Source organism: Pseudoalteromonas sp. Of7M-16 (assembly GCF_022347805.1).
In the GTDB taxonomy this organism is placed as follows: domain Bacteria; phylum Pseudomonadota; class Gammaproteobacteria; order Enterobacterales; family Alteromonadaceae; genus Pseudoalteromonas; species Pseudoalteromonas luteoviolacea_F.
Genome location: NZ_JAKRFY010000012.1, coordinates 102,680 through 122,410, shown reverse-complemented (window position 1 = coordinate 122,410; position 19,731 = coordinate 102,680). Strand labels below are relative to the sequence as shown.

21 protein-coding genes are annotated in these 19,731 nt (G+C 42.1%); 1 reads left to right on the top strand and 20 read right to left on the bottom strand.

Annotated features, from left to right (window positions below; all coding sequences use genetic code 11):
* Nucleotides 1-3: 3 nt before the first annotated feature.
* From MHN81_RS14060 to MHN81_RS14000, 13 genes are all read right to left on the bottom strand, one after another.
* A complete protein-coding gene (locus MHN81_RS14060) occupies nt 4-1,035 on the bottom strand; it encodes a chemotaxis response regulator protein-glutamate methylesterase (RefSeq protein WP_239426007.1) in 1,032 nt (343 codons plus the stop codon).
* An 11-nt stretch (nt 1,036-1,046) separates the two neighbouring features.
* Nucleotides 1,047-1,670, bottom strand: a complete 624-nt coding sequence (gene cheD / locus MHN81_RS14055; protein WP_023400677.1) for a chemoreceptor glutamine deamidase CheD — start codon at nt 1,668-1,670, stop codon at nt 1,047-1,049.
* Nucleotides 1,667-2,491, bottom strand: a complete 825-nt coding sequence (locus MHN81_RS14050) for a protein-glutamate O-methyltransferase (protein ID WP_023400678.1) — start codon at nt 2,489-2,491, stop codon at nt 1,667-1,669. Before MHN81_RS14050 ends, cheD begins: the two co-directional genes overlap by 4 nt.
* Nucleotides 2,492-2,598: 107 nt before the next feature.
* Entirely contained in the window at nt 2,599-5,334 is a 2,736-nt protein-coding gene (locus tag MHN81_RS14045; RefSeq protein ID WP_023400679.1) for a methyl-accepting chemotaxis protein, read from the bottom strand.
* Between the two features lie 12 nt (nt 5,335-5,346).
* On the bottom strand, nt 5,347-5,853 hold the full coding sequence (locus MHN81_RS14040; RefSeq protein ID WP_023400680.1) for a chemotaxis protein CheW: 507 nt from the start codon (nt 5,851-5,853) through the stop codon (nt 5,347-5,349).
* Nucleotides 5,850-8,015, bottom strand: coding sequence for a chemotaxis protein CheA (locus MHN81_RS14035; protein ID WP_023400681.1), 2,166 nt, complete (start codon nt 8,013-8,015; stop codon nt 5,850-5,852). The genes MHN81_RS14040 and MHN81_RS14035 overlap by 4 nt, the downstream gene beginning before the upstream one ends.
* Before the next feature lie 18 nt (nt 8,016-8,033).
* Nucleotides 8,034-8,396: a response regulator gene (locus MHN81_RS14030; RefSeq protein ID WP_023400682.1), complete on the bottom strand. Its 363-nt coding sequence runs from the start codon at nt 8,394-8,396 to the stop codon at nt 8,034-8,036.
* Nucleotides 8,397-8,405: 9 nt separating this feature from the next.
* A complete protein-coding gene (locus MHN81_RS14025; protein WP_023400683.1) occupies nt 8,406-8,678 on the bottom strand; it encodes an STAS domain-containing protein in 273 nt (90 codons plus the stop codon).
* A gap of 133 nt (nt 8,679-8,811) precedes the next feature.
* Nucleotides 8,812-9,333: an SCO family protein gene (locus MHN81_RS14020; protein WP_343224733.1), complete on the bottom strand. Its 522-nt coding sequence runs from the start codon at nt 9,331-9,333 to the stop codon at nt 8,812-8,814.
* A gap of 77 nt (nt 9,334-9,410) precedes the next feature.
* Nucleotides 9,411-10,316: a heme o synthase gene (cyoE, locus tag MHN81_RS14015; RefSeq protein WP_275446999.1), complete on the bottom strand. Its 906-nt coding sequence runs from the start codon at nt 10,314-10,316 to the stop codon at nt 9,411-9,413.
* Nucleotides 10,313-11,308: a COX15/CtaA family protein gene (locus tag MHN81_RS14010; RefSeq protein WP_023400686.1), complete on the bottom strand. Its 996-nt coding sequence runs from the start codon at nt 11,306-11,308 to the stop codon at nt 10,313-10,315. The genes cyoE and MHN81_RS14010 overlap by 4 nt, the downstream gene beginning before the upstream one ends.
* Before the next feature lie 9 nt (nt 11,309-11,317).
* Nucleotides 11,318-11,791, bottom strand: coding sequence for a transmembrane cytochrome oxidase associated protein (locus MHN81_RS14005; RefSeq protein ID WP_239426005.1), 474 nt, complete (start codon nt 11,789-11,791; stop codon nt 11,318-11,320).
* Nucleotides 11,784-12,530 carry an SURF1 family protein gene (locus MHN81_RS14000; RefSeq protein ID WP_023400688.1) on the bottom strand — a complete coding sequence of 249 codons (747 nt, stop codon included), beginning with the start codon at nt 12,528-12,530 and terminating at the stop codon, nt 11,784-11,786. Before MHN81_RS14000 ends, MHN81_RS14005 begins: the two co-directional genes overlap by 8 nt.
* Between MHN81_RS14000 and MHN81_RS13995 the strand changes: the two genes are divergently transcribed.
* On the top strand, nt 12,508-12,825 hold the full coding sequence (locus tag MHN81_RS13995) for a DUF2909 family protein (protein WP_331245856.1): 318 nt from the start codon (nt 12,508-12,510) through the stop codon (nt 12,823-12,825). The genes MHN81_RS14000 and MHN81_RS13995 overlap by 23 nt on opposite strands.
* Here the strand turns inward: MHN81_RS13995 and MHN81_RS13990 are convergent.
* From MHN81_RS13990 to MHN81_RS13960, 7 genes are all read right to left on the bottom strand, one after another.
* Nucleotides 12,731-13,606: a cytochrome c oxidase subunit 3 gene (locus tag MHN81_RS13990; protein ID WP_023400689.1), complete on the bottom strand. Its 876-nt coding sequence runs from the start codon at nt 13,604-13,606 to the stop codon at nt 12,731-12,733. The two genes, MHN81_RS13995 and MHN81_RS13990, sit on opposite strands and share 95 nt — an antisense overlap.
* Nucleotides 13,599-14,198, bottom strand: coding sequence for a cytochrome c oxidase assembly protein (locus tag MHN81_RS13985; protein ID WP_023400690.1), 600 nt, complete (start codon nt 14,196-14,198; stop codon nt 13,599-13,601). Before MHN81_RS13985 ends, MHN81_RS13990 begins: the two co-directional genes overlap by 8 nt.
* Nucleotides 14,199-15,788: a cytochrome c oxidase subunit I gene (gene ctaD / locus MHN81_RS13980; protein ID WP_023400691.1), complete on the bottom strand. Its 1,590-nt coding sequence runs from the start codon at nt 15,786-15,788 to the stop codon at nt 14,199-14,201.
* Nucleotides 15,788-16,933, bottom strand: coding sequence for a cytochrome c oxidase subunit II (coxB, locus tag MHN81_RS13975; protein ID WP_023400692.1), 1,146 nt, complete (start codon nt 16,931-16,933; stop codon nt 15,788-15,790). Before coxB ends, ctaD begins: the two co-directional genes overlap by 1 nt.
* 338 nt (nt 16,934-17,271) lie before the next feature.
* Nucleotides 17,272-17,475: a hypothetical protein gene (locus MHN81_RS13970; RefSeq protein ID WP_023400693.1), complete on the bottom strand. Its 204-nt coding sequence runs from the start codon at nt 17,473-17,475 to the stop codon at nt 17,272-17,274.
* Nucleotides 17,476-18,092: 617 nt separating this feature from the next.
* The gene (locus MHN81_RS13965) at nt 18,093-18,311 is read right to left on the bottom strand and encodes a hypothetical protein (protein ID WP_023400694.1); all 219 of its coding nucleotides are present in this window, start codon (nt 18,309-18,311) and stop codon (nt 18,093-18,095) included.
* 193 nt (nt 18,312-18,504) lie between these two features.
* On the bottom strand, nt 18,505-19,719 hold the full coding sequence (locus MHN81_RS13960) for a serine hydrolase (RefSeq protein WP_239426004.1): 1,215 nt from the start codon (nt 19,717-19,719) through the stop codon (nt 18,505-18,507).
* Between the last annotated feature and the right edge of the window lie 12 nt (nt 19,720-19,731).

Genomic DNA, 19,731 nt, shown 5'->3' with positions numbered 1-19,731 from the left:
GGTTTAACGACTCGCGGAGTGTAGTAGCGCCTTGGCCATTGCATCTAAAGACACCACTTTATTTGCGGCATTGAGTTCAACCGCTGCGCGAGGCATTCCCCACACAACGCATGAGGCTTCGTCTTGAGCAAATGTGTTTGCTCCAGCCTCTTTTAATCTCAGTAACCCCTGCGCCCCGTCAGAACCCATGCCAGTCAATAACGCTGCATGAACATAAGTCGCGACTGGTAACAAGGAGTCAAATAACACATCTACAGCAGGCTTATGGCGATTGACCTTATCGCTATCACTCAGCTGGCAAACCAATTTAGACCCTTTTTGTACGACCAGTAAGTGTTTATCTCCCGGAGCAATGAATACCTTACCAACACCAAGCTCGTCACCCTCCTCTGCCTCTTTAACATTCACAGTGCAGCATCTGTCCATACGTTGCGCAAATGAAGAACTAAAAACAGGAGGAATATGTTGAGTAATCACAACAGGAGGGCTATTAGGCGGTAGCTTAGTTAATACCTCTCTCAGCGCTTCGGTGCCGCCAGTAGAGGCGCCAATTGCCAAAACACTCAAGCTTTGAAAACGTGTATCACTGGGCATAGCTTGCGCTGTGTTTTGCTGCTTGTCAGGTTTAAACGCTCTTACCCTCGCTCGACTTGCCGTGCGAATTTTTTGGTAAAGTACATCAGCATATGCTTCTAATTGCTCCGCAACATTAGACATAGGTTTGGCAATAAAGTCGACAGCCCCCGCCTCTAACGCTTCAAGGGTCTCTGGCGACCCTTTTTGGGTTAACGTAGATAACATGACTACGGGCATTGGGCGCAACCTCATTAGGTTCTTTAAAAAGCTTAACCCGTTCATTTTTGGCATTTCAATATCGAGAGTAAGCACATCAGGCTGTAACGCCTTAATCATATCTCTTGCTTCATAGGGGTCTTTGGCCGCCCCCACAACCTCAATATCTCCAGCTTGCTCCAATACCGCTTTCAAAACAGCCCTAAGCAAAGGTGAGTCGTCTACTATCAAAACCTTTATCATTGCTAATTACTCTAAAATAACTCGATATCGGTTTGTGCATCTTGCGCCTCGATATCATGTAAGTATTTAACCTCACGTTTTTCAATCGTGTCATTGTGTACCTGCCGCAGTTTTTTTACCTTTGCAGAACCCGACTGAGGATGAAATACCACCTTTCTGGGCCACGGCCCTCCCACATCATGTGACACTAACTCTAAATGCTCTTCCTCTACGTAAGCTCTGGCAAAACGGATGTTGCCAACACCAATATCCGTCATCGCACTAATTATTTTTCCACCACCAAACAGCTTTACTTTGAGGTTGTTGCGACTGGCACCATTTTTTAGCACTTCGTTTATCAAAAACTCCATCGCCCAATTTCCATAGCGGCAATTAAAGTCATCTGAATGAACATTAGTCACATTCGTCATATTTTGAGCACCCGGCAACATAAAGTGATTCATGCCACCGATCCCTAACTTTTCGTCATATACACAAGCGGCAATACACGATCCTAATACCGTCGAGATCAATTCGTCATTTTTCGATACGTAAAATTCTCCCGGTAAGACCTTGGCAACAACCTTACTCCGCCCCGCATCCCAAAACCGTTTTACATGCTCAAAGCCATTTATCACAGGCCTAAAGTGGCTCATGTTACATCCACCCTCTTATACATAGTTTTGCCCAAATTTTTAAAGTCTCTGCGCTCTTTACTCATTGTTTCTGAGTGACCTATAAATAAGTGTCCATGTGACGGCTCTAACATGCGATGGTATCCATCAAATAGACTGTCTTTTGTTTCTTTGTCGAAATAAATCAATACATTTCGACAAAATATCAAATCAAACGGGCCTTTCATTGGCCAAGGTTCGAGCAAGTTCAATCGCTTAAAATAAATGAGGCTCTTCAACTGCTCTTTAACACGGTATTGACTGCCGTCACTGCTTTTCAAAAACCACTTTCTTAAGTGGTTTTCATCTAAGCCAGTCACTGACTGGCTGCTATAGATGCCTTCCGCCGCTTTTGAAAGTACATTGGAGTCCAAATCAGTGGCTAACACCTTCACGTCCCAGTCACTAGGAAACTCATCTTTCACCGTCATCGCAATACTGTATGGCTCCTCGCCTGTTGAACATCCCGCAGACCAAAAGCGTGCTCTCTTGGACATTTTATTGTCCTGTTTAATACGTGGAATTACGTCGCTTTTTAAATATTCGAAATGGTGCGACTCTCTAAAAAACGAGGTTAAATTCGTCGTAATTGCATTAATAAAGTGGCTAAATTCTTGATCACTGCTGTTGTCTAAAAACGTTAAATAGTCCTCAAAGTTTTTCAGCCCGTTTGCTCTGATCCGCCTAGCAAGGCGCGAATACACCATTTCTCGCTTATGTGGCCCGAGCACGATGCCACATGCGCTATATACCTTTTCAGAGACTTTCTGAAAATCAGTGTCTGTAAACTGAAACTCTTTCATACGCTCGCAACGCTTAAATAGTTCAATTAATAACCAAAAAGTTAGCCAGTGCTATTTTTTTCTCAAAAGGGGGGCCTCAGATCAGAGGCCCTCTTTCAAACTTGCGGTTAAAACTCTTCCCACTCTTCAGAGTCATCTGCAAAGCGGTTTGCAGGCTCAGTAGATTTTTGTGAAAGATTAGAAGTGACTTTCGCAGGCGTACTATTATTCAATTGCATGCTTCCGGCATTACTCACTGGCTGCTGAGGCGTATTCAACCGCTTGGTTGGCAAACTGCTGACAGATGCTGGCAGGCCATCGGTATTTGAGTCGCCAACATTAAAGAAGTTTAATAGCCTTCTCATATCATTTGCTTGCTCAGCCATTGATTCCCCAGCTGCAGAAGCCTGTTCCACCAACGCCGCATTTTGCTGTGTCATCTCATCCATTTGGGCAACAGCCTTATTGACCTGCTCAATACCAGAGCTTTGCTCCTCGGATGCTTCAGCAATATCCGAAATCATTTCTGTCACACGTTTTACTGCCGCAACAATTTCTTTTAACGTTGCACCTGATTCATTCACTAATAAGGTGCCATCTTCAACTTTACCAACACTGTCTCTAATCAAGTCTTTAATTTCCTTCGCAGCACCTGCTGAACGCTGCGCTAGATTCCTAACTTCACCAGCTACAACAGCAAAGCCTCGCCCTTGCTCGCCTGCTCTTGCCGCCTCCACCGCGGCGTTTAATGCAAGTAAATTAGTTTGAAACGCAATTTCGTCAATGACGCTGATGATATCGGCGATCTTTTTACTAGATTCATTGATCTCTGACATACTAGAGACGGCTCTGTTAACCACTTCGCCCCCTGTCACCGCTTTTTCACTTGTTTCTGCTGCAAGCTCATTGGCAACTTTTGCGTTGTCCGCATTTTGTCTCACCGTACTAGTCATTTCTTCCATACTCGACGCAGTTTCTTCTAACGATGATGCTTGCTCTTCTGTTCGCTGACTTAAGTCTGCATTACCTTGGGAAATTTCTTCAGCGCCACTGGCCACCATCGCAGCAGAAGAACTGATTCGATTCAACACTTCTGTTAATTTATCCGCTGTGGTATTCGCATCTTGCTTAAGTTTGTCAAACGCGCCTTTATAGTCTGCATTGATCCTTTGAGTTAAGTCCCCGTTAGCCAGTGCATCTAACATGTTTACGGTATCCGATACCGCATCATCTACTAGAGAAACCAAACCGTTTAGCCCTTTAGCTAAGCGAAGGTAGAACCCTTGCTTATCATTTTCATTGAGGCGCACGGCCAAATTACCTTCACGAGCTGATTCGACTAACTCATTAACTTCCGATTCAATCGCAACTTCATCAGTGCGGTCTTCCCATTCAACCACAGTGCCGATACGCTCACCATCTGATGCCAAAATAGGGTTAGCGACTAATCCAAATGTGCGCCCACCTACTTGGATCTCAGTTTTATAGGTGTCAGTTAAGTTACTGACCATATTGCGCTGATGCGCAGGGTTCTTATGGAAGACGTCAATATTTGCCCCCATCAGTTTATTGCTATCAAAGTTGGGGAGGTCTTGTCGAATATCGCGTTCAGCATTTTTCATCATGGATGTCACTGACTCGTTCATATAAACAATATTGAAATGGCCATCCGCAATCATGGTATTGGTTGCAACGTTGTCCAAAGCGCGACGTACACGTAGATTTTCGTTTGCCGCTTTTTGCGCTTCGCGCTCTTGTACCAACCGCTCGGTTTTGTCTTCCCACTCAACAACCGTGCCCAGACGGTTGCCATTTTCGTCTTGTACAGGTGTCGCAATTAAACCAAATGTAAAACCAGCAACTTCGATATCCGTCTTGTAGGTGTCCGTCAGATTACTCAATAAGTTCCTTTGATGACTCGGATTGGCATGAAATATGTCAATGTTTTGCCCCATCAATGTATCTACATTAAAGCGTGGCAATGCCGTTTGTAATTGCGCTTGGTTTTTTCTCAACATACTCATGACTGACTCATTGCCATATACAATATTGCAGTCATCATCCGCCAACATGACATTCGCTTGGCACACATTTAAAGCACTAGATATCCGTGCATTTTTCGCAGCTTCGTCCTTTTGTTTTTGTTCAATGGCTAGCTGTTCTGTCAAATCCTTCCACTCAACTAACGTGGCAATACGTTCATTGTTTTTATCAAACACAGGTGTCGCGATTAGATCAAATGTCAGCCCGGCAACCGTGATTTGTGTTTTGTACACATCTCTCAAACTCGCTAACAAGTTTCTTTGATGACTGGGGTTGGCATGAAACATGTCTATGTTTGTGCCGATCGTGGTTGCAACGTTAAAGTTAGGTAACTCTTTTCTAAGTTGATGTTCATTTTGTCTCAGCATGACGGTTACTGAGTCATTCATATAGACAATATTTAGATCGCTGTCTGCGACCATAATGTTTGCCTGACAACCTTTCAAAGCCAACAACAAACTTTCTGTATGATCGTCTTCATGATCCTCTTCTCTCACATCTTCATCTACGTTCGACAACACCCTATGCAGTTGGGGAAAACCTGACAGATCCAACTGCTCAAACTGTGCTCGATTACCTACTTTAAGCAATGGCATTGCGGCATACACAGCCACTAACTGGCCTGTTATGGGAGTTAAACCATTTTTTAAAAATACTAAAGCAGCCGCAATACCCAGAAGCGGAACTAAAAATGACATCATTCGTATTTGCTCTGATTCAGCTTGCCCTAGCTGAGCACCAACAATGACACTAATAACCAGAATCACCCCAGTTACTAAGATCTTGTTATTAATACTGCTTTGGATACTCTGTTCGCTCATTTCGACCCCCAATTAGCCTTTGAGACCACTTTTATCACTCAAATCTAAAACTTTTTCTAGATTTAAAAGCACAACCATTTTTTGACCTACATTCACTAGTCCGTGAACAAAATATGCATTATCTGAATCTTGGAAATCAGGCACATCTTTGGCCTTTTCCTCTGCAATGCTATAAACATCTGATACCGCGTCCACAACTAGCCCCATAATTTTCTGCTGTTCCTTAATTTTTACAGAGACCACAATCACTACAGTCAACGGTCCATACTCAATTGCATTAATGCCAAAGCGCATCCGCAAGTCGATAATTGGTACTATTGTGCCGCGTAAATTCATCGCGCCTCTGACAAAATTAGGAGAGTTTGGAATGGTGGTGACAGGCTCCCACCCACGAATTTCTTGCACGGCTAAAATGTCCATTCCGTACTCTTCATCGTGCATCATGAAAGTTAAAAACTGCTTTTCATCAGATTCCCCGTCAAACATAAGCTGCTGATTTACTTCAACTTGGTCAATCATGCTGGTTCAGCCTCCTCACCTTTCAAGTCAACTAATAATTCAGTTGAACCAGGCCGGCGTAAGCCACTCAATTTGATGAGTCCACTGATATCAATGATCAGAGATACTGTCCCATCACCCAATATCGTCGCTCCAGAAATGCCGTCAACTTTCTGATAGTTCGCCTCTAAACTTTTAATCACCACTTGCTGTTGCGCAAGTAAATCATCAACCAATAGGCCTATTTTATAATTGTCGCTCTCAACCACGACCAAGAGTGTTTTGTCCAGCTCTTCACGCGCGCCCTGATGGCTAAAAATGTCGTACAGTCTCAATATTGGAATATATTCATCACGCAAGCGCAGAACTTCTAAGCCTTTGCCAACCTTGCTGACTTTCGTAATGTCAATTTGAAGCGATTCAACTATCGAAATAAGTGGAATGATATAAGTATGCGTTGCAACTTGTACCAATTGACCGTCGAGGATAGCGAGTGTAAGTGGCAGCCTTATTGTAAAAGTCGAGCCAACCCCTTGTTTTGACGTGACCTCTACCGAACCATTGAGCGCTTGAATATTGCGTCGCACAACATCCATTCCAACTCCTCGGCCAGAAATATCACTTACGCTGTCTGCCGTTGAAAAACCTGGCATAAATATAAGCTCATTGATTTCTTCAGAACTTAGCTCGTCCGACTCATTAATTAATCCATTCGCAATTGCCTTACTGCGAATTTTTTCTGTATCCAGCCCTTTACCATCATCCATAATTTCAATAACGATATTACCGCCTTGGTGAAAAGCATTTAGTGTCACTGTGCCCACAGGATTTTTACCATTGGCGATGCGATCTTCCGGAGTCTCTAAACCGTGATCTAATGAGTTTCTCACTAGGTGAACCATAGGATCGGAGAGTTTTTCCATCACGGTTTTGTCGAGCTCAGTTTGTTCACCGACCAGTTTAAGCTCAACTTGTTTCTTTAATTTTTGAGACGTATCTCTTACTAATCTAGGAAAGCGACTAAATACAAAGCTAATTGGCAGCATCCTGATCCGCATTACATTTTCTTGCAAATCACGGGTATTGTGCGCTAATTGAGTGAGCCCTTCCTGAAGCGCAGCAATACTAGATTCAGTGATATCCTGATCACCAATTTGGCTTAGCATCGCTTGCGTTATCACCAGCTCACCAACCATATTGATCAAAGAATCTACTTTATCTATACCTACACGAATAGAAGTGGCGGCAGAATCTGTGGACTTTCTACTTTCAGCTTTATTGCTTTTCACCGACTCAACTTTTTTCTGCACCGCAGCGAGACTCTCTTCTGCCTGCTTGTTTTGTTCATTGTTAGTCGCACTTTCACTTTGTGCAGGTGCTTGCTGAACAGTCTCTAAGTTACCTGCATCAGAAGATGTCGATGACGCTGATGGCTGTTGCTCAGAAGGACTTTCATCTTCAAACAACCCTCCGCACGCCTCAATTTTTATTTCTGCATCATCTTCGACCCACTCGAAGATTTCAGAGATTGCTTGCTCTTCTCTCGTTGTCGTCAGGAAAAAGCGCCAGTGTAAAAAACAATCTTCTGGATCAAACTCTAAAAACTCAGGAAGACCATCGTGAAACACATTGACTTCTAACTCGCCCAATTCGGCAAGCTCAGAAAACATATAAAGCGGTTCATTCCCAGTTTTAAATAGATGAGATTCAGGCTTGAAATCAATTTGGTAAGTTGTACTTTGCAATGCCTCACTGACTGTTTCGCTCTGTTCAGCTTCAACAACCTCTGGTGATTCATCACCCAGTATCGCTTCAAAGCGAGCCTTGAGCTCATTTGATTCACTCAGATCTGGCTCTTCTTCCGCTTGTAATGCGCTGAGCAATCCTCTTACACAATCGACAGACTTTAAAAGTAAGTTCACATGCTCAGCGGTGAGGACCCGCTGTCCGTCACGGATTTGGTCTAGGAGTGTTTCCAGTACATGAGTAAAGTCTGAAACAGACACAAAACCAAATGTACCACTGCCGCCTTTAATCGAGTGGGCAGCTCTAAATATCGTGTTAATGGTCTCTGAATCTTCAGTTCCAGGTTCTAGATTTAGAAGCTCAGCCTCCATCGCATCCAGACCTTCAAAACTTTCTTCAAAGAACACATCAAAAAACTGGCTTAAATCTATGCTCATGCCTATACCTCGTTGGTACTAGCGGATGACTTTCTTCAATACAGCTAACAATTGATCCGGGTTAAAAGGCTTTACAATCCAACCCGTTGCACCTGCGGCCTTGCCTTCGCTTTTTTTATCAAGCCCTGATTCTGTGGTCAGCATCAAAAGCGGCGTAAATTTATAGTTAGGTAAGCTACGCAGCTCCCTAATCAGGGTTATCCCATCCATAACGGGCATGTTTACATCAGAAATTACAGCGTCAAAACCCTGCTGTTTTGCCAAGCTTAATGCCTCGCTACCGTCCTTTGCTTCTGTGACGTCAAACCCTGCTTTTTTAAGAGTGAACCCAACCATTTGTCGCATTGAAGCAGAATCATCCACAGCTAAAATCTTTTTCATATTGACCTCTTAAATCTTACTGCTAAAGGATAAAATTTCGGTTAAACCAAGTTGTTCTACAGACTCAAACAAAATAGGGCTATCACCATGCCAAGTTATCTGCTGATCAAAATTCATTAAGCGTTTTTGCAATGCACACAACATTTGAATTGAAGCGGTGTCAACTTTACAAACATCATTGATATCGATACAGATTGGTTGCCCTGTTTCTAGTTCTTGAACAAACATCTGATACAGTTCTTCAACTTTATTGATGGCTAACTCAGAAGGAAGTTTAATCATGCGCTTGGCACATTCCCTGTAAAAATTGTAGATAAGATTAGATTAGACGTTGATGATGAAATTGCCAAAATTCTGAGCAAAAGAAATAAAAATATTATTAACTTAGATGCAGGTACAACACTCGATGGGGTTATTAGTAGGATTGAGAGATAATTTTAAAATCTTCAACGATATGTTGCGTATTAACGGTTGGAACCTGGCCTTTTAAGAACTCCGGCTTAAAGATAGCGCTTAGTTCCCCTAAAGGATTAATAAGTGCGATTGAAGCACTATGGTCGACATAGTAATCCTCATCTGTCCCATCATTAATGGCATAAATTAAACCTATATCTCTGACAAAAGGAAAAAGCTGCTTATGTTTATTGGTTACTGCTAAAAACTGCTCATCAAAATACCCTATATAATCCTTTCTTTTTTGTGGGCTATCTCGTTGCGGGTCAACAGAAACAAACCAGATTTGAGTCTGCCGTACAGTGCTGATCTTGCTGTTTATTTGTGTCAACTTTGCAAGCGTCATCGGGCAGACATCTGGACAGCTTGTATAACCAAGAAACAGTAAGTTCCATTTTCCAAGTAATGCCTCATTTGTCACTATATTATTATTTTGATCAACTAATTCAAACGGCTTTAATTGCTTAGGCACAGGGTAGCGCACAGTAAACTCTGAAACTTTCTCAGGCTGTTTACATGACAATAATAGAGTCGATATAAGAAGCAGTAATATTAAGCGCATTAGGTCACGAGCTTATCAATAAATAGTGAACCAAAGAGTAGCAACAAATAACTAATGGAAAAATGAAAAACTTGCATTGCAGACTCTGAATTTGATTCAAAATATAAAATCATCACTTTTTGTAAAAATCGTATATTTAAAATACACGCTGCAACCAAGTAAAATACACCAGACATACCAATTAAATAAGGTAAAATACATACCAAAGCAAGTAGTACCGCATATACACACATACAGAGTTTGGAAAATTTAGTACCGTGGGTCACAGGCAGCATAGGCACGTTTGCACGTTTGTAGTCGTTTTTTCGTGCTATCGCCAAAGCCCAAAAGTGAGGGGGAGTCCAAGTAAAAATAATCATCACTAATAACCAAGGTTCAGCACTTAGTACTTGGGTTTCACTCACCCACCCCAGCAGTGGCGGCATCGCTCCCGCTAAGCCACCAATCACGATATTTTGTGGAGTCGAATGCTTCAGAAAAACGGTATACACGACGGCATACCCAAACAGCGCCATAACCGTTAACAGGGTGCACAGCCAATTACTAAACAAAAGCAACATGCATACACCAAATACACCAATCATAAACGCAAAAATGTAGGCTTGCTGTACACTTAATTGATTTTGAACTAAAGGACGATGCCGAGTGCGTGCCATCTTTTTATCTCGAGCACGATCCAAAATATGATTGATGGCAGCCGCTGCAGCGGATACTAAACCGATACCAATCAAGCTCCCCGCTTGAAACCAGCTACTTCGCTGTGTATCTGGTGCCAATACAATTCCAACCCACGCAGTCAATACAAGCATTAGCACAACTTTTGGCTTACAAATATTCAAGTAAGCGAGCCCGGCACGCGATACGCTGTCAAAAACATAGGTATACTTGCTCAATCCTATATTCATATCCACACCTGCCTAGCTCGTGAGAGTAAAAAGCACGTTCTAACCAAAGCTAAAAGCAACAAAGCAGCCATAAAGTTATGAAATAGAGTTAAAAGGATAGGAAACTTAAAATAAACAATCACACCACCAATGAACACTTGAAGCAAAACTAAAGCCAATACTTGATTCGCTCCTTTACGAATTATCGGCTGAGCTATTTTTATGTGAACCAACACAGCCATCGCAACGATTGACAGTAACGTAACACTTGCCCAAATCCGATGCATCAAATGTATCGACAACCGCGTTTCAAAAGGCAGCACTCCATATTCATAGGTGCTTGATTTTTCTGGCAGTCTCAATAAGCTTTGCCAAGAGAACAATTCACTATTTGAACATAGTGGTAGGCCAGTACAATGAGGAGCTGCATAATTTGCCGCCAACCATCCACCCAGTGCAATTTGCAACACCAAAATACACGTACATACTATGCCAGCTTTAAAACACAGCGCAGCATGATCTTCATACTCAACGAGCGGCGGTGACCATCTTAAATATAATAGCGTCAACAAAGACAACACTGTAAAACCACCGAGTAAATGCCCCATAACCACGAACGGTTGTAAGTTCATTGTCACGGTCCACATACCAAGCAGCGCTTGAATAGCTATCATCATTAACAATGCACCAGCCAATATCTTAGGCGCATGCTTTTGTTTGGAGCGAACAATCACAAAGAATAACAGCAACACAACCAAAGCAAGGCAGCCCGCAAAGTATCTATGTATCATCTCTATCCAGGCTTTGCGCGGTTCAATTGTGCTGCTAGGGTATTTTAATTGGGCTGCTGTAATTTCGTGCATCTCATTGGGCACAGTTAAAAACCCATAACAGCCCGGCCAGTCAGGGCACCCTAGCCCAGCATTACTCAAGCGAGTGTATGCGCCTAGCACAACCACACAAATCGCCAGCATACAAGCAAATGTAATAGTACGTTGAAGTACATTAGACATAGCGCCTCCTTACTGTGAACGAGCGTAATTTAAGAGTTTTTTCATGTCCTTTAATAGCCCTTTCAGGACTAATCTGTTCGCTTCTGGATCGGGTTTGTACAGATACTCCAGCACAACAAGACCCTGCTTATTTACAAGATAAAATGACGCCGGAGTGAGCTTCTCTTGCACGCTTTGTTCAATGGCAAGTTCCCCCGCCCCTACCATGACAATAGACACCTTGCTGCGATTCTTTCCAAGCGCGACGTGTAGATTTTGCGCATTGCTTTTCTGGATTTCGCAAGCTGATACACAACCACTTGGCAGATTTAAAACAATGGTCCATAGCTTGTCGTCCTGCTGAACAGGCAACCAAACTTCATGCTGGAGAAAATTACCGTTATTGGTTGTTGAAGAGGGCCTCAAATCGAGTTTAAGTACTGCTATAGCCAAGATTACAGGCAACAGAAAACATCCAACAAATAACCACAGTGTTTTATTCATATTTTAGCTTCCCCGATTCTCTTTTTGACGCAAAAAGCGCTATGACTCCCGCAGATAATCCGATCAGTAACCATTGCAGAGCATAAGCTCGGTGTTTCTCTGGACTCATCACAACCGCCTCGTAATGAGGAGTAATACCTTCAATAACGGTCTGATCTGCGATCAGTAGCAGTGGTGAAATCTTAGCCTCTAGTTCTCGACTAAAAAATGTGTGCTCCAAGTACTGTAAAACGTTGCTGTGATGTGCGCTTTGGTTTGGATATTCGGCCAGCGTAAAACCCGACCATTTGCCAATCTTAAACTGTGCATTGATCTTAAGCTGACCACTAGGAAACCTAATTTCCGGAAGGTGAGACCGGTTCTTTCCTGCTGGTACAAACCCTAGGTTAATGACAAAACGTTCGGCACTGTCATCTGCGTCAAATATTGCAATTAGGTCATAACCAACTTGGCCGTCCACAATTTGATTATCAAGTAGCCACCAGTGTTTTTGGTCTAGCTTTCCCGTCAAAACCGCCTTAACACCTTGCAGTGAATCGGGGTCTTGACTGAACAGGGTCTTCTGGTCTTGAGACTGCTCTGTTAGCTGTTCTAAGAGCGCTTGCTTATTTGTGGCTCTTTGCCATTGCCAATATGACAATCTAAAGCACACTGACATCACTACAATCACTGCCAAAATCACCAGAACTGTACTAGTCTTTTTATTAAATACACTGATGGCAGACTCCTTCATGCTCATAAAATGGATTATTACAGCATTACTTTTAGTTGTTCTTTTTCATCTTTTTCATGCGTTAATTGTTATGCTTCAAGGCGCTGATAAATCTAAAAACATGTCTCAATTACTTGGTAAGCGAGTGTTGTATTCTCTGATCGTAATTTTATGCATCACACTTTTTAGTCAAATCGGCTTTATCAATTTTAACCCTCAACCTATGGCTACAACACATACACAAACACGAATAGACACAACCACACAACATCAACAAAGTGCCAGTACCAAGCCGCAGCCTGAAACGCAAAATGTTGATTAGAATCTAGATGTCCTTTCATCACCCTGAGCCAAACAACAAGCAACATGAGCGCCCCTAACGTTACATGCATGCCGTGAAACCCGGTTAACATAAAGAATGTGTTTCCGTAAATCCCTGAGTCTAATTTTAGCCCCAGCTCCATATACGCATGCACATATTCTTCAACTTGAAAACCTAAAAATACGAAACCGAGTAGTATCGTTAATCCGAGAAAGGCCTTTAGTTTTTGACGTTCATCGCGCTCTATTGCTGTGTGTGCGAAATGCAATGTGACAGATGAGGTAAGAAGAATAATAGTATTGGTCAACGGCAACCCGTGCCACGGCATAGCTTGTGTTACATCTCCATTTGGCGTTACTAATAGCGGCCAAACAGCTTCAAATTGAGGCCACAATACTTCGTTGGTCATCAAATTATTACTACTCCCTCCCAACCAAGGTACCGCGAACATTCTGACGTAAAACAAAGCGCCAAAAAATGCAGCAAAGAACATTACTTCGGAGAAGATAAACCACCCCATACCTTGGCGGAACGACCTATCCATTTGCGCCGAATATAAACCACTCATGGACTCATCAATAACATGCCTAAACCAACCGACTATCATGGCAATCAAAGCCACAATCCCAGAGAATAAAACCCAAGCGCCAGAGCTGCTTTCCTTCTCTAATTGCATCACTGTAAGCCCCGCTCCCACTGCAATTAAAAACATGGCAACGGCACCTATAATTGGCCATGGACTTTGCTCTGGCACATAATAAGTTTGGTAACTTTTATCCATTTTGAGGTCCTCGCATAATACTATGCTTAGTCGAAATATACTGTTCCACCTTCAAACCGGGCACTTGAATTAAGTTGCTCGCTGTTGTGTCTGTTACATCATATAGCGTGTAAGATAGGGTGAGCTCTTGTACGTCCGCTGGTAATTCAGTATCTACGTAAAATCGCAAAGTGAATTCCATTGACTGATTCGCCGCCAGTGGCTGCTGATCAAAACAAAAACATGCCAATTTATGAAGATACTTAGCAGCTTGGCCAGGAGAAACCGACGGTATTGCCTGCATCACTCTCGCTCGATCGCTGAGGTTATATGCTACAAATTGCACTTCAGACAGTTTGCCGGGCTGCACACTCACAGAATATTGCTGAGCTTTGACACTAAATGGCGCGCTACTTTTTGCGTGAGTTGTAAAGCTGACTTCGACCTGCCGAGAATCATCTACCGTTTCACTTTGTTGAGCAACAACCAAATCTACTTTGCCATTCAATCCTGTTATGTCGCAAAAAACGTCATATAACGGCACTAATGCAAACGCAAATGCAAACATCCCTAGCACCGCAAGTATCAGTTTTCGTAAAAGGGCAGTGTGCATTTAGTCCACCTTAGGAGGTGTTGAAAAAGTATGATAGGGCGCTGGCGAAGCCACTTGCCACTCTAGCCCTTCTGCACCATCCCACACTTTGTTAGCAACAGCTTTACCGCCAGCAATACACTTAAATACGACGGCAACAAACAGCAGTTGAGACAATCCAAATGCAAAGCCACCGATACTGATGATGGCGTTAAAATCAGCAAATTGCAGCGCATAGTCAGGGATCCTTCTCGGCATACCTGCTAAACCGACAAAATGCATTGGGAAAAAGAGCACATTGACACTCACCAAAGATAACCAAAAATGCCATTGAGCCAGTGTTTCGCTATACATGTTGCCTGTCCACTTTGGCAACCAATAGTATGCAGCAGCCATTATCGAGAACACTGCACCTGTAACCAATACGTAATGGAAATGCGCGACAACAAAATATGTATCGTGATACTGAAAGTCTGCAGGCGTTATGGCTAACATCAGACCTGAAAATCCACCCAACGTGAATAACACAATAAACGCAATAGCAAACATCATGGGGATCTCAAAACTAATCGCCCCTCGCCACATAGTCGCGACCCAATTAAACACTTTTACGCCAGTAGGCACGGAGATCAGCATGGTTGCATACATAAAAAATAACTCTCCTGCCAAAGGCATACCTGTGGTAAACATATGGTGCGCCCATACCACAAATGAGAGCAAGGCAATTGAGGACGTCGCATAAACCATAGAGGCATAGCCGAAGAGCTTTTTACGAGAAAATGTTGGTACTATGGTAGAAATGATACCGAATGCAGGGAGGATCATGATGTACACTTCTGGGTGACCAAAAAACCAAAAAATATGTTGAAACATCACCGGATCACCACCCCCAGCGGCATCAAAAAAGCTGGTGCCAAAATACTTGTCGGTCAATACCATAGTCACAGCGCCAGCTAACACTGGCATCACCGCAATAAGTAAGAATGCAGTTATCAGCCAGGTCCATACAAATAATGGGAGTTTCATCCATGTCATACCTGGCGCACGTAAGTTAACAATGGTGACTATGACATTGATAGCTCCCATAATGGAGCTAATCCCCATAATGTGGACAGCAAAAACGAATAATGCAGTGTTGTCGTTACTGTAGGTTGTCGATAGTGGAGCATAAAACGTCCATCCAAATGCCGGGCCGCCACCTTCCATGAAAAGTGAAGCAAGTAAAATGGCAAAGGCAAATGGCAGTATCCAAAAACTCCAGTTGTTCATTCTGGGCAATGCCATATCTGGTGCGCCTATCATCATAGGGATCATCCAGTTTGCTAACCCAGTAAATGCAGGCATAACCGCACCAAACACCATTATCAAACCATGAACAGTGGTCATTTGATTAAAAAAGTGGGGGTCTACAAGTTGCATTCCTGGTTGAAATAACTCTGCGCGAATGACCATCGCCATCGCACCGCCGGTTAAAAACATCAGCAGTGAAAACAGCAGATACAAAGATCCGATATCTTTATGATTAGTTGTAAAAATCCAGCGTTTCAGCCCAGAGGGAGCACCGTGGTTGTGTTCATGCGGTACAGCTTGTTCTTGTGCGGTAGTCGACATTACTCTTTCTCCTTTGTACCATCAATGAAGGCCTGAATTTGTCCAGGCTGAACTACCTCTTGGGTATCGTTACCCCAACTATTTCGCTTATAGGTAATGACTCCAGCAATCTCGGTTAATGTAAGCTGCTTGCCAAACGCTTGCATCGCAGTGCCAGGGCGGCCATTTACTAAAATGTCGATATGCGCCTTAAGTTCGCCATTAACCACCGCACTGCCTTTCATGGCAGGGAACACGCCGGGCAAGCCAAGCCCCGTAGGTTGATGACATGCGGCGCAATAAGCCATATAAACCTTTTCACCAGTAGCCATAAGCTCATCTTTAGACAAGGTTGCGCCAACCGACGCTGCTTCGGCTTGCATTGCATCGGCTTTTGCTTGCTTGGCATCCGCCAACCAAACATCGAAGTCTTCTGGAGAACGGGCTTCCACTACAACGGGCATAAAACCATGATCTTTTCCGCACAACTCCGCACACTGGCCGCGATAAATGCCCTGCTCATTTACACGGGTCCAAGCTTCATTTATAAAACCTGGGTTGGCATCTTTTTTCACCGCAAAATCAGGCACCCACCAAGAGTGAATAACATCATCTGAGGTCAATAAAAACCTTACTTTGCGATCTGTTGGGATCACCAAGGGCTTATCAACTTCGAGTAAATAGTGTTCATCTTTTGCTTGTAGGTTATCAATTTGATCTTTGGGGGTGGAAAGAACTGAGAAAAAATCAACGTCATGCCCCATGTATTCATAGTGCCACTTCCACTGAGAGCCTGTAACTTTGATTGTTAAATCCGATTTACTGGTATCCTCCATAGCTATCAATGTTTTGGTCGCGGGAATGGCCATCACGACCAGTATGACAAATGGAATCGCCGTCCAAATTATTTCTACTTTGGTGCTTTCATGAAACTGAGCTGGTTGCGCTCCTTTGGATTTACGGTGATGTATTAGTGCCCAAAACATCACCGAAAAAACAATCACTCCTATCACACAACAAATTAAAAAAATTGTCATGTGCAGTTCATACACCTCATTACTCACATCAGTCACACCCTGACGCATATTGTAATCACTGGCTACAGAACTGAAGCTAACCAGAATAAGGCTTAAAAAATTGAACAGCTGTAATTTAGCAAGATTCATGTGACGTCTCCGAGCCCTTATATTTTTAGTCTTGAAGGGTTTTTATTATTGGATGACTGTCAATAGGCCTTTTATTGCCCAAACTGCATGACTTCTTTAACGATTAGTAAAAAAACAACCACCTTGCAAGTTTTGTTTTGTGATAAACATCACCACGTTTGAGTAATTACTTTATTTTGAATTGCTGCAAAGATAGTACTGATGAAAACATCGTAGAATGGAAGGAAAAAATAATTTAATATTAAAATACAGATAGATAGGTAAAAACAACGAATATATATAGAAAAGTAGGGCCGTACTTTAAGTACATTCCCTACAATTGTAATACTTTAATGGTATTAGCAGAACTGGCTGCCAGTTTCAGGATCTGTACCAGTGATAACACATCTTCCTGCTGGTCGTTTTGCCGTGTTACAGCCGAAAGAGTCGCAATGATGGCTATGCTGTATACCACCTGCGATCTGTGGAGTCATATCCTGTGAGATTGAATCGCTATTTTTTGTTAGTGACTTTAGTTTTGTTTTTTTCAGTTTAATATTCATTTTTATTCCTTTTGCATTGTGATTAAGTGCCTTTAAAAAATATCAAAAAAAGAAAATAAAACCACAAAAAACAACACCAAAACAGACAATTAATAAATATTTTTATTAAAAATAAAAATCATAATACTACACCTATAAAAAACCACACAAACCTTTAAAAGCAAAAAATCAAGAATTTTCTAAATTATAATCTCCGCCATAAAAATTACCCCCCTTATATAGATACCAACTACTTAAACAAAAAATTTAAAAATCTATAGCTCATTATTTTTATACATACAACACACAATTCGTTCTTAAATATTTTCTTCACTCAGCATTGACTAAGACTCAAATTTATCGGCTTTTATTGCTAACTATTAAGCTGTATTTTCAACAAAACGCCCTTTTTATTGAAGCGTAAAGAATAGAAAACAAACTAACACACCACGGAGAAAGTCAGTGCACTTTAAACCTGATAAAAACTCAACCTAGGACAGTGCTTTACTTTGAGTGGAAAACCAACTTCATCTACAATGGCGCTGAGGGTTAATTATTAACTGGTGAGGACTTTAAATTGAGGTGGCAATACGGAAACTTAGAAAAGAGCTCAATTAAGAGCTCATATCTGAACTAGATTAATAATCTACCATAGTACCTGTAATATCACATGGTCTGCCTGGGCCTGGAGATGTATGACACTCATAATCTACACATGAGATTTCAGCAGTAGGGACATAAGTACCACCACCTGGGCGACTGCTACCGCCGGCTACATGAGGTGTCATATCTTTACCAAGCGAGTTATGGTTTTTAGTTAACGATTTCAATTTTGTTGTTTTTAATTTGATATTCATTTTTTTATTCCTGTTTTTTATAATTGACAACCCCAAAGTACCCAATTTAAAAACAAAGTACAAACATTCTAACCTTATAAAAACCACAACTTTTTCTGAATAAAATATAACCTTTTCTATCTAGCTAGTTAGGGGTATTCGAATTAAAAATAAATGAGTTTTCTAAAAAGAAAAACTCATTTATTTAAACCTATCACTTATTTGCTATAAAAATAGGTAACACTTTTGTAGCAATGATCTTCATTGTTTGTTCGTTTCGCTCATGACCTGTTGTAACTATTATCAAGTCTAAGTCATCTATCACAACAATATACTGCCCACCTCCTCCTTGAGCTGATCGAGTAAAATAGCGCATATTGGCAACTAACATATCTGCTTGCCACCAAAAATAACCATAGCTAGGATTCTTAACGTATTTCCCTGTAAAAAATATATCGCTATCTTTAAGTGCCACAACTTTGTTTGATGACTTGGCCAAATACGCTTTGGGTATCAATTGTACCCCTTGCCAATTTCCCTCTGACTTAACTAGCAGCCCTAGTTTAACCATATCCCTTGACGTTAACTGGGCGCCATATGCGCCTATCGGTAAACCATCGTCACCTTCACGCCATCGGTAATTGAAGATCCCTAACCGATGAAATAACTCCTTTTCGATAAAAGCGTTAGCGCCATTGGGCACCACCGCATTGAGTACCTGCATTACCAACGCGGGGTCCTCACTTTGATAGTGAAAAGTACGGTTAGTGGGGTCAATTGGCGATGTAGATGACAATAACATTTGCAATGGATTGTGACTCGATTGCACACTAGACGCCGGCAAGAGCTCATCCCTTACACGTAACCCTGATTGCATCGTTAAAGCTTGATGCAATGTGATGCTATTAACTCCTGAAGTAAGTTGGTTAGAGTTCAAACCGTTAAAAAATGACACAATAGGTTTATGCAGATCTACCATTTTTAGATGGCCCAGAGCAATAGCTCGACCAATTGCTAGACTCAGTATTGCTTTAGTAACAGACGCTTGGCGGTGAGGCTGGTCAACTCTCCCCTTCAAATAATAAGACTCAAAAATAAGTTCACCACCTTTCATCACCAACAAACTATCGTACTTACCTAGTTTTTGAGCGCTTATTTCCTCGGCCAAACTTTTTAACATGTTTTTATCGCCATTGGCGCTATCAAAGTTACCAACCCGAATACCGTCATTTAACTTTTCTGGTAAAAAGCTAACATAGGGCACCGTCAAACTGGGGAATTCTAATAATGGTAGCTTTTTTTCCGTCTCAGCAGCCTTTGGCGCAGTTACTGTAGCAGTCTGAGCAGACACAGCTGTAGCGGTCAGGCCTGAAAAAGAGCTTAATATAATCAATAACCTTCTCGTTAATAAATTAATCGGTGATATCATAAGTGACTCCTA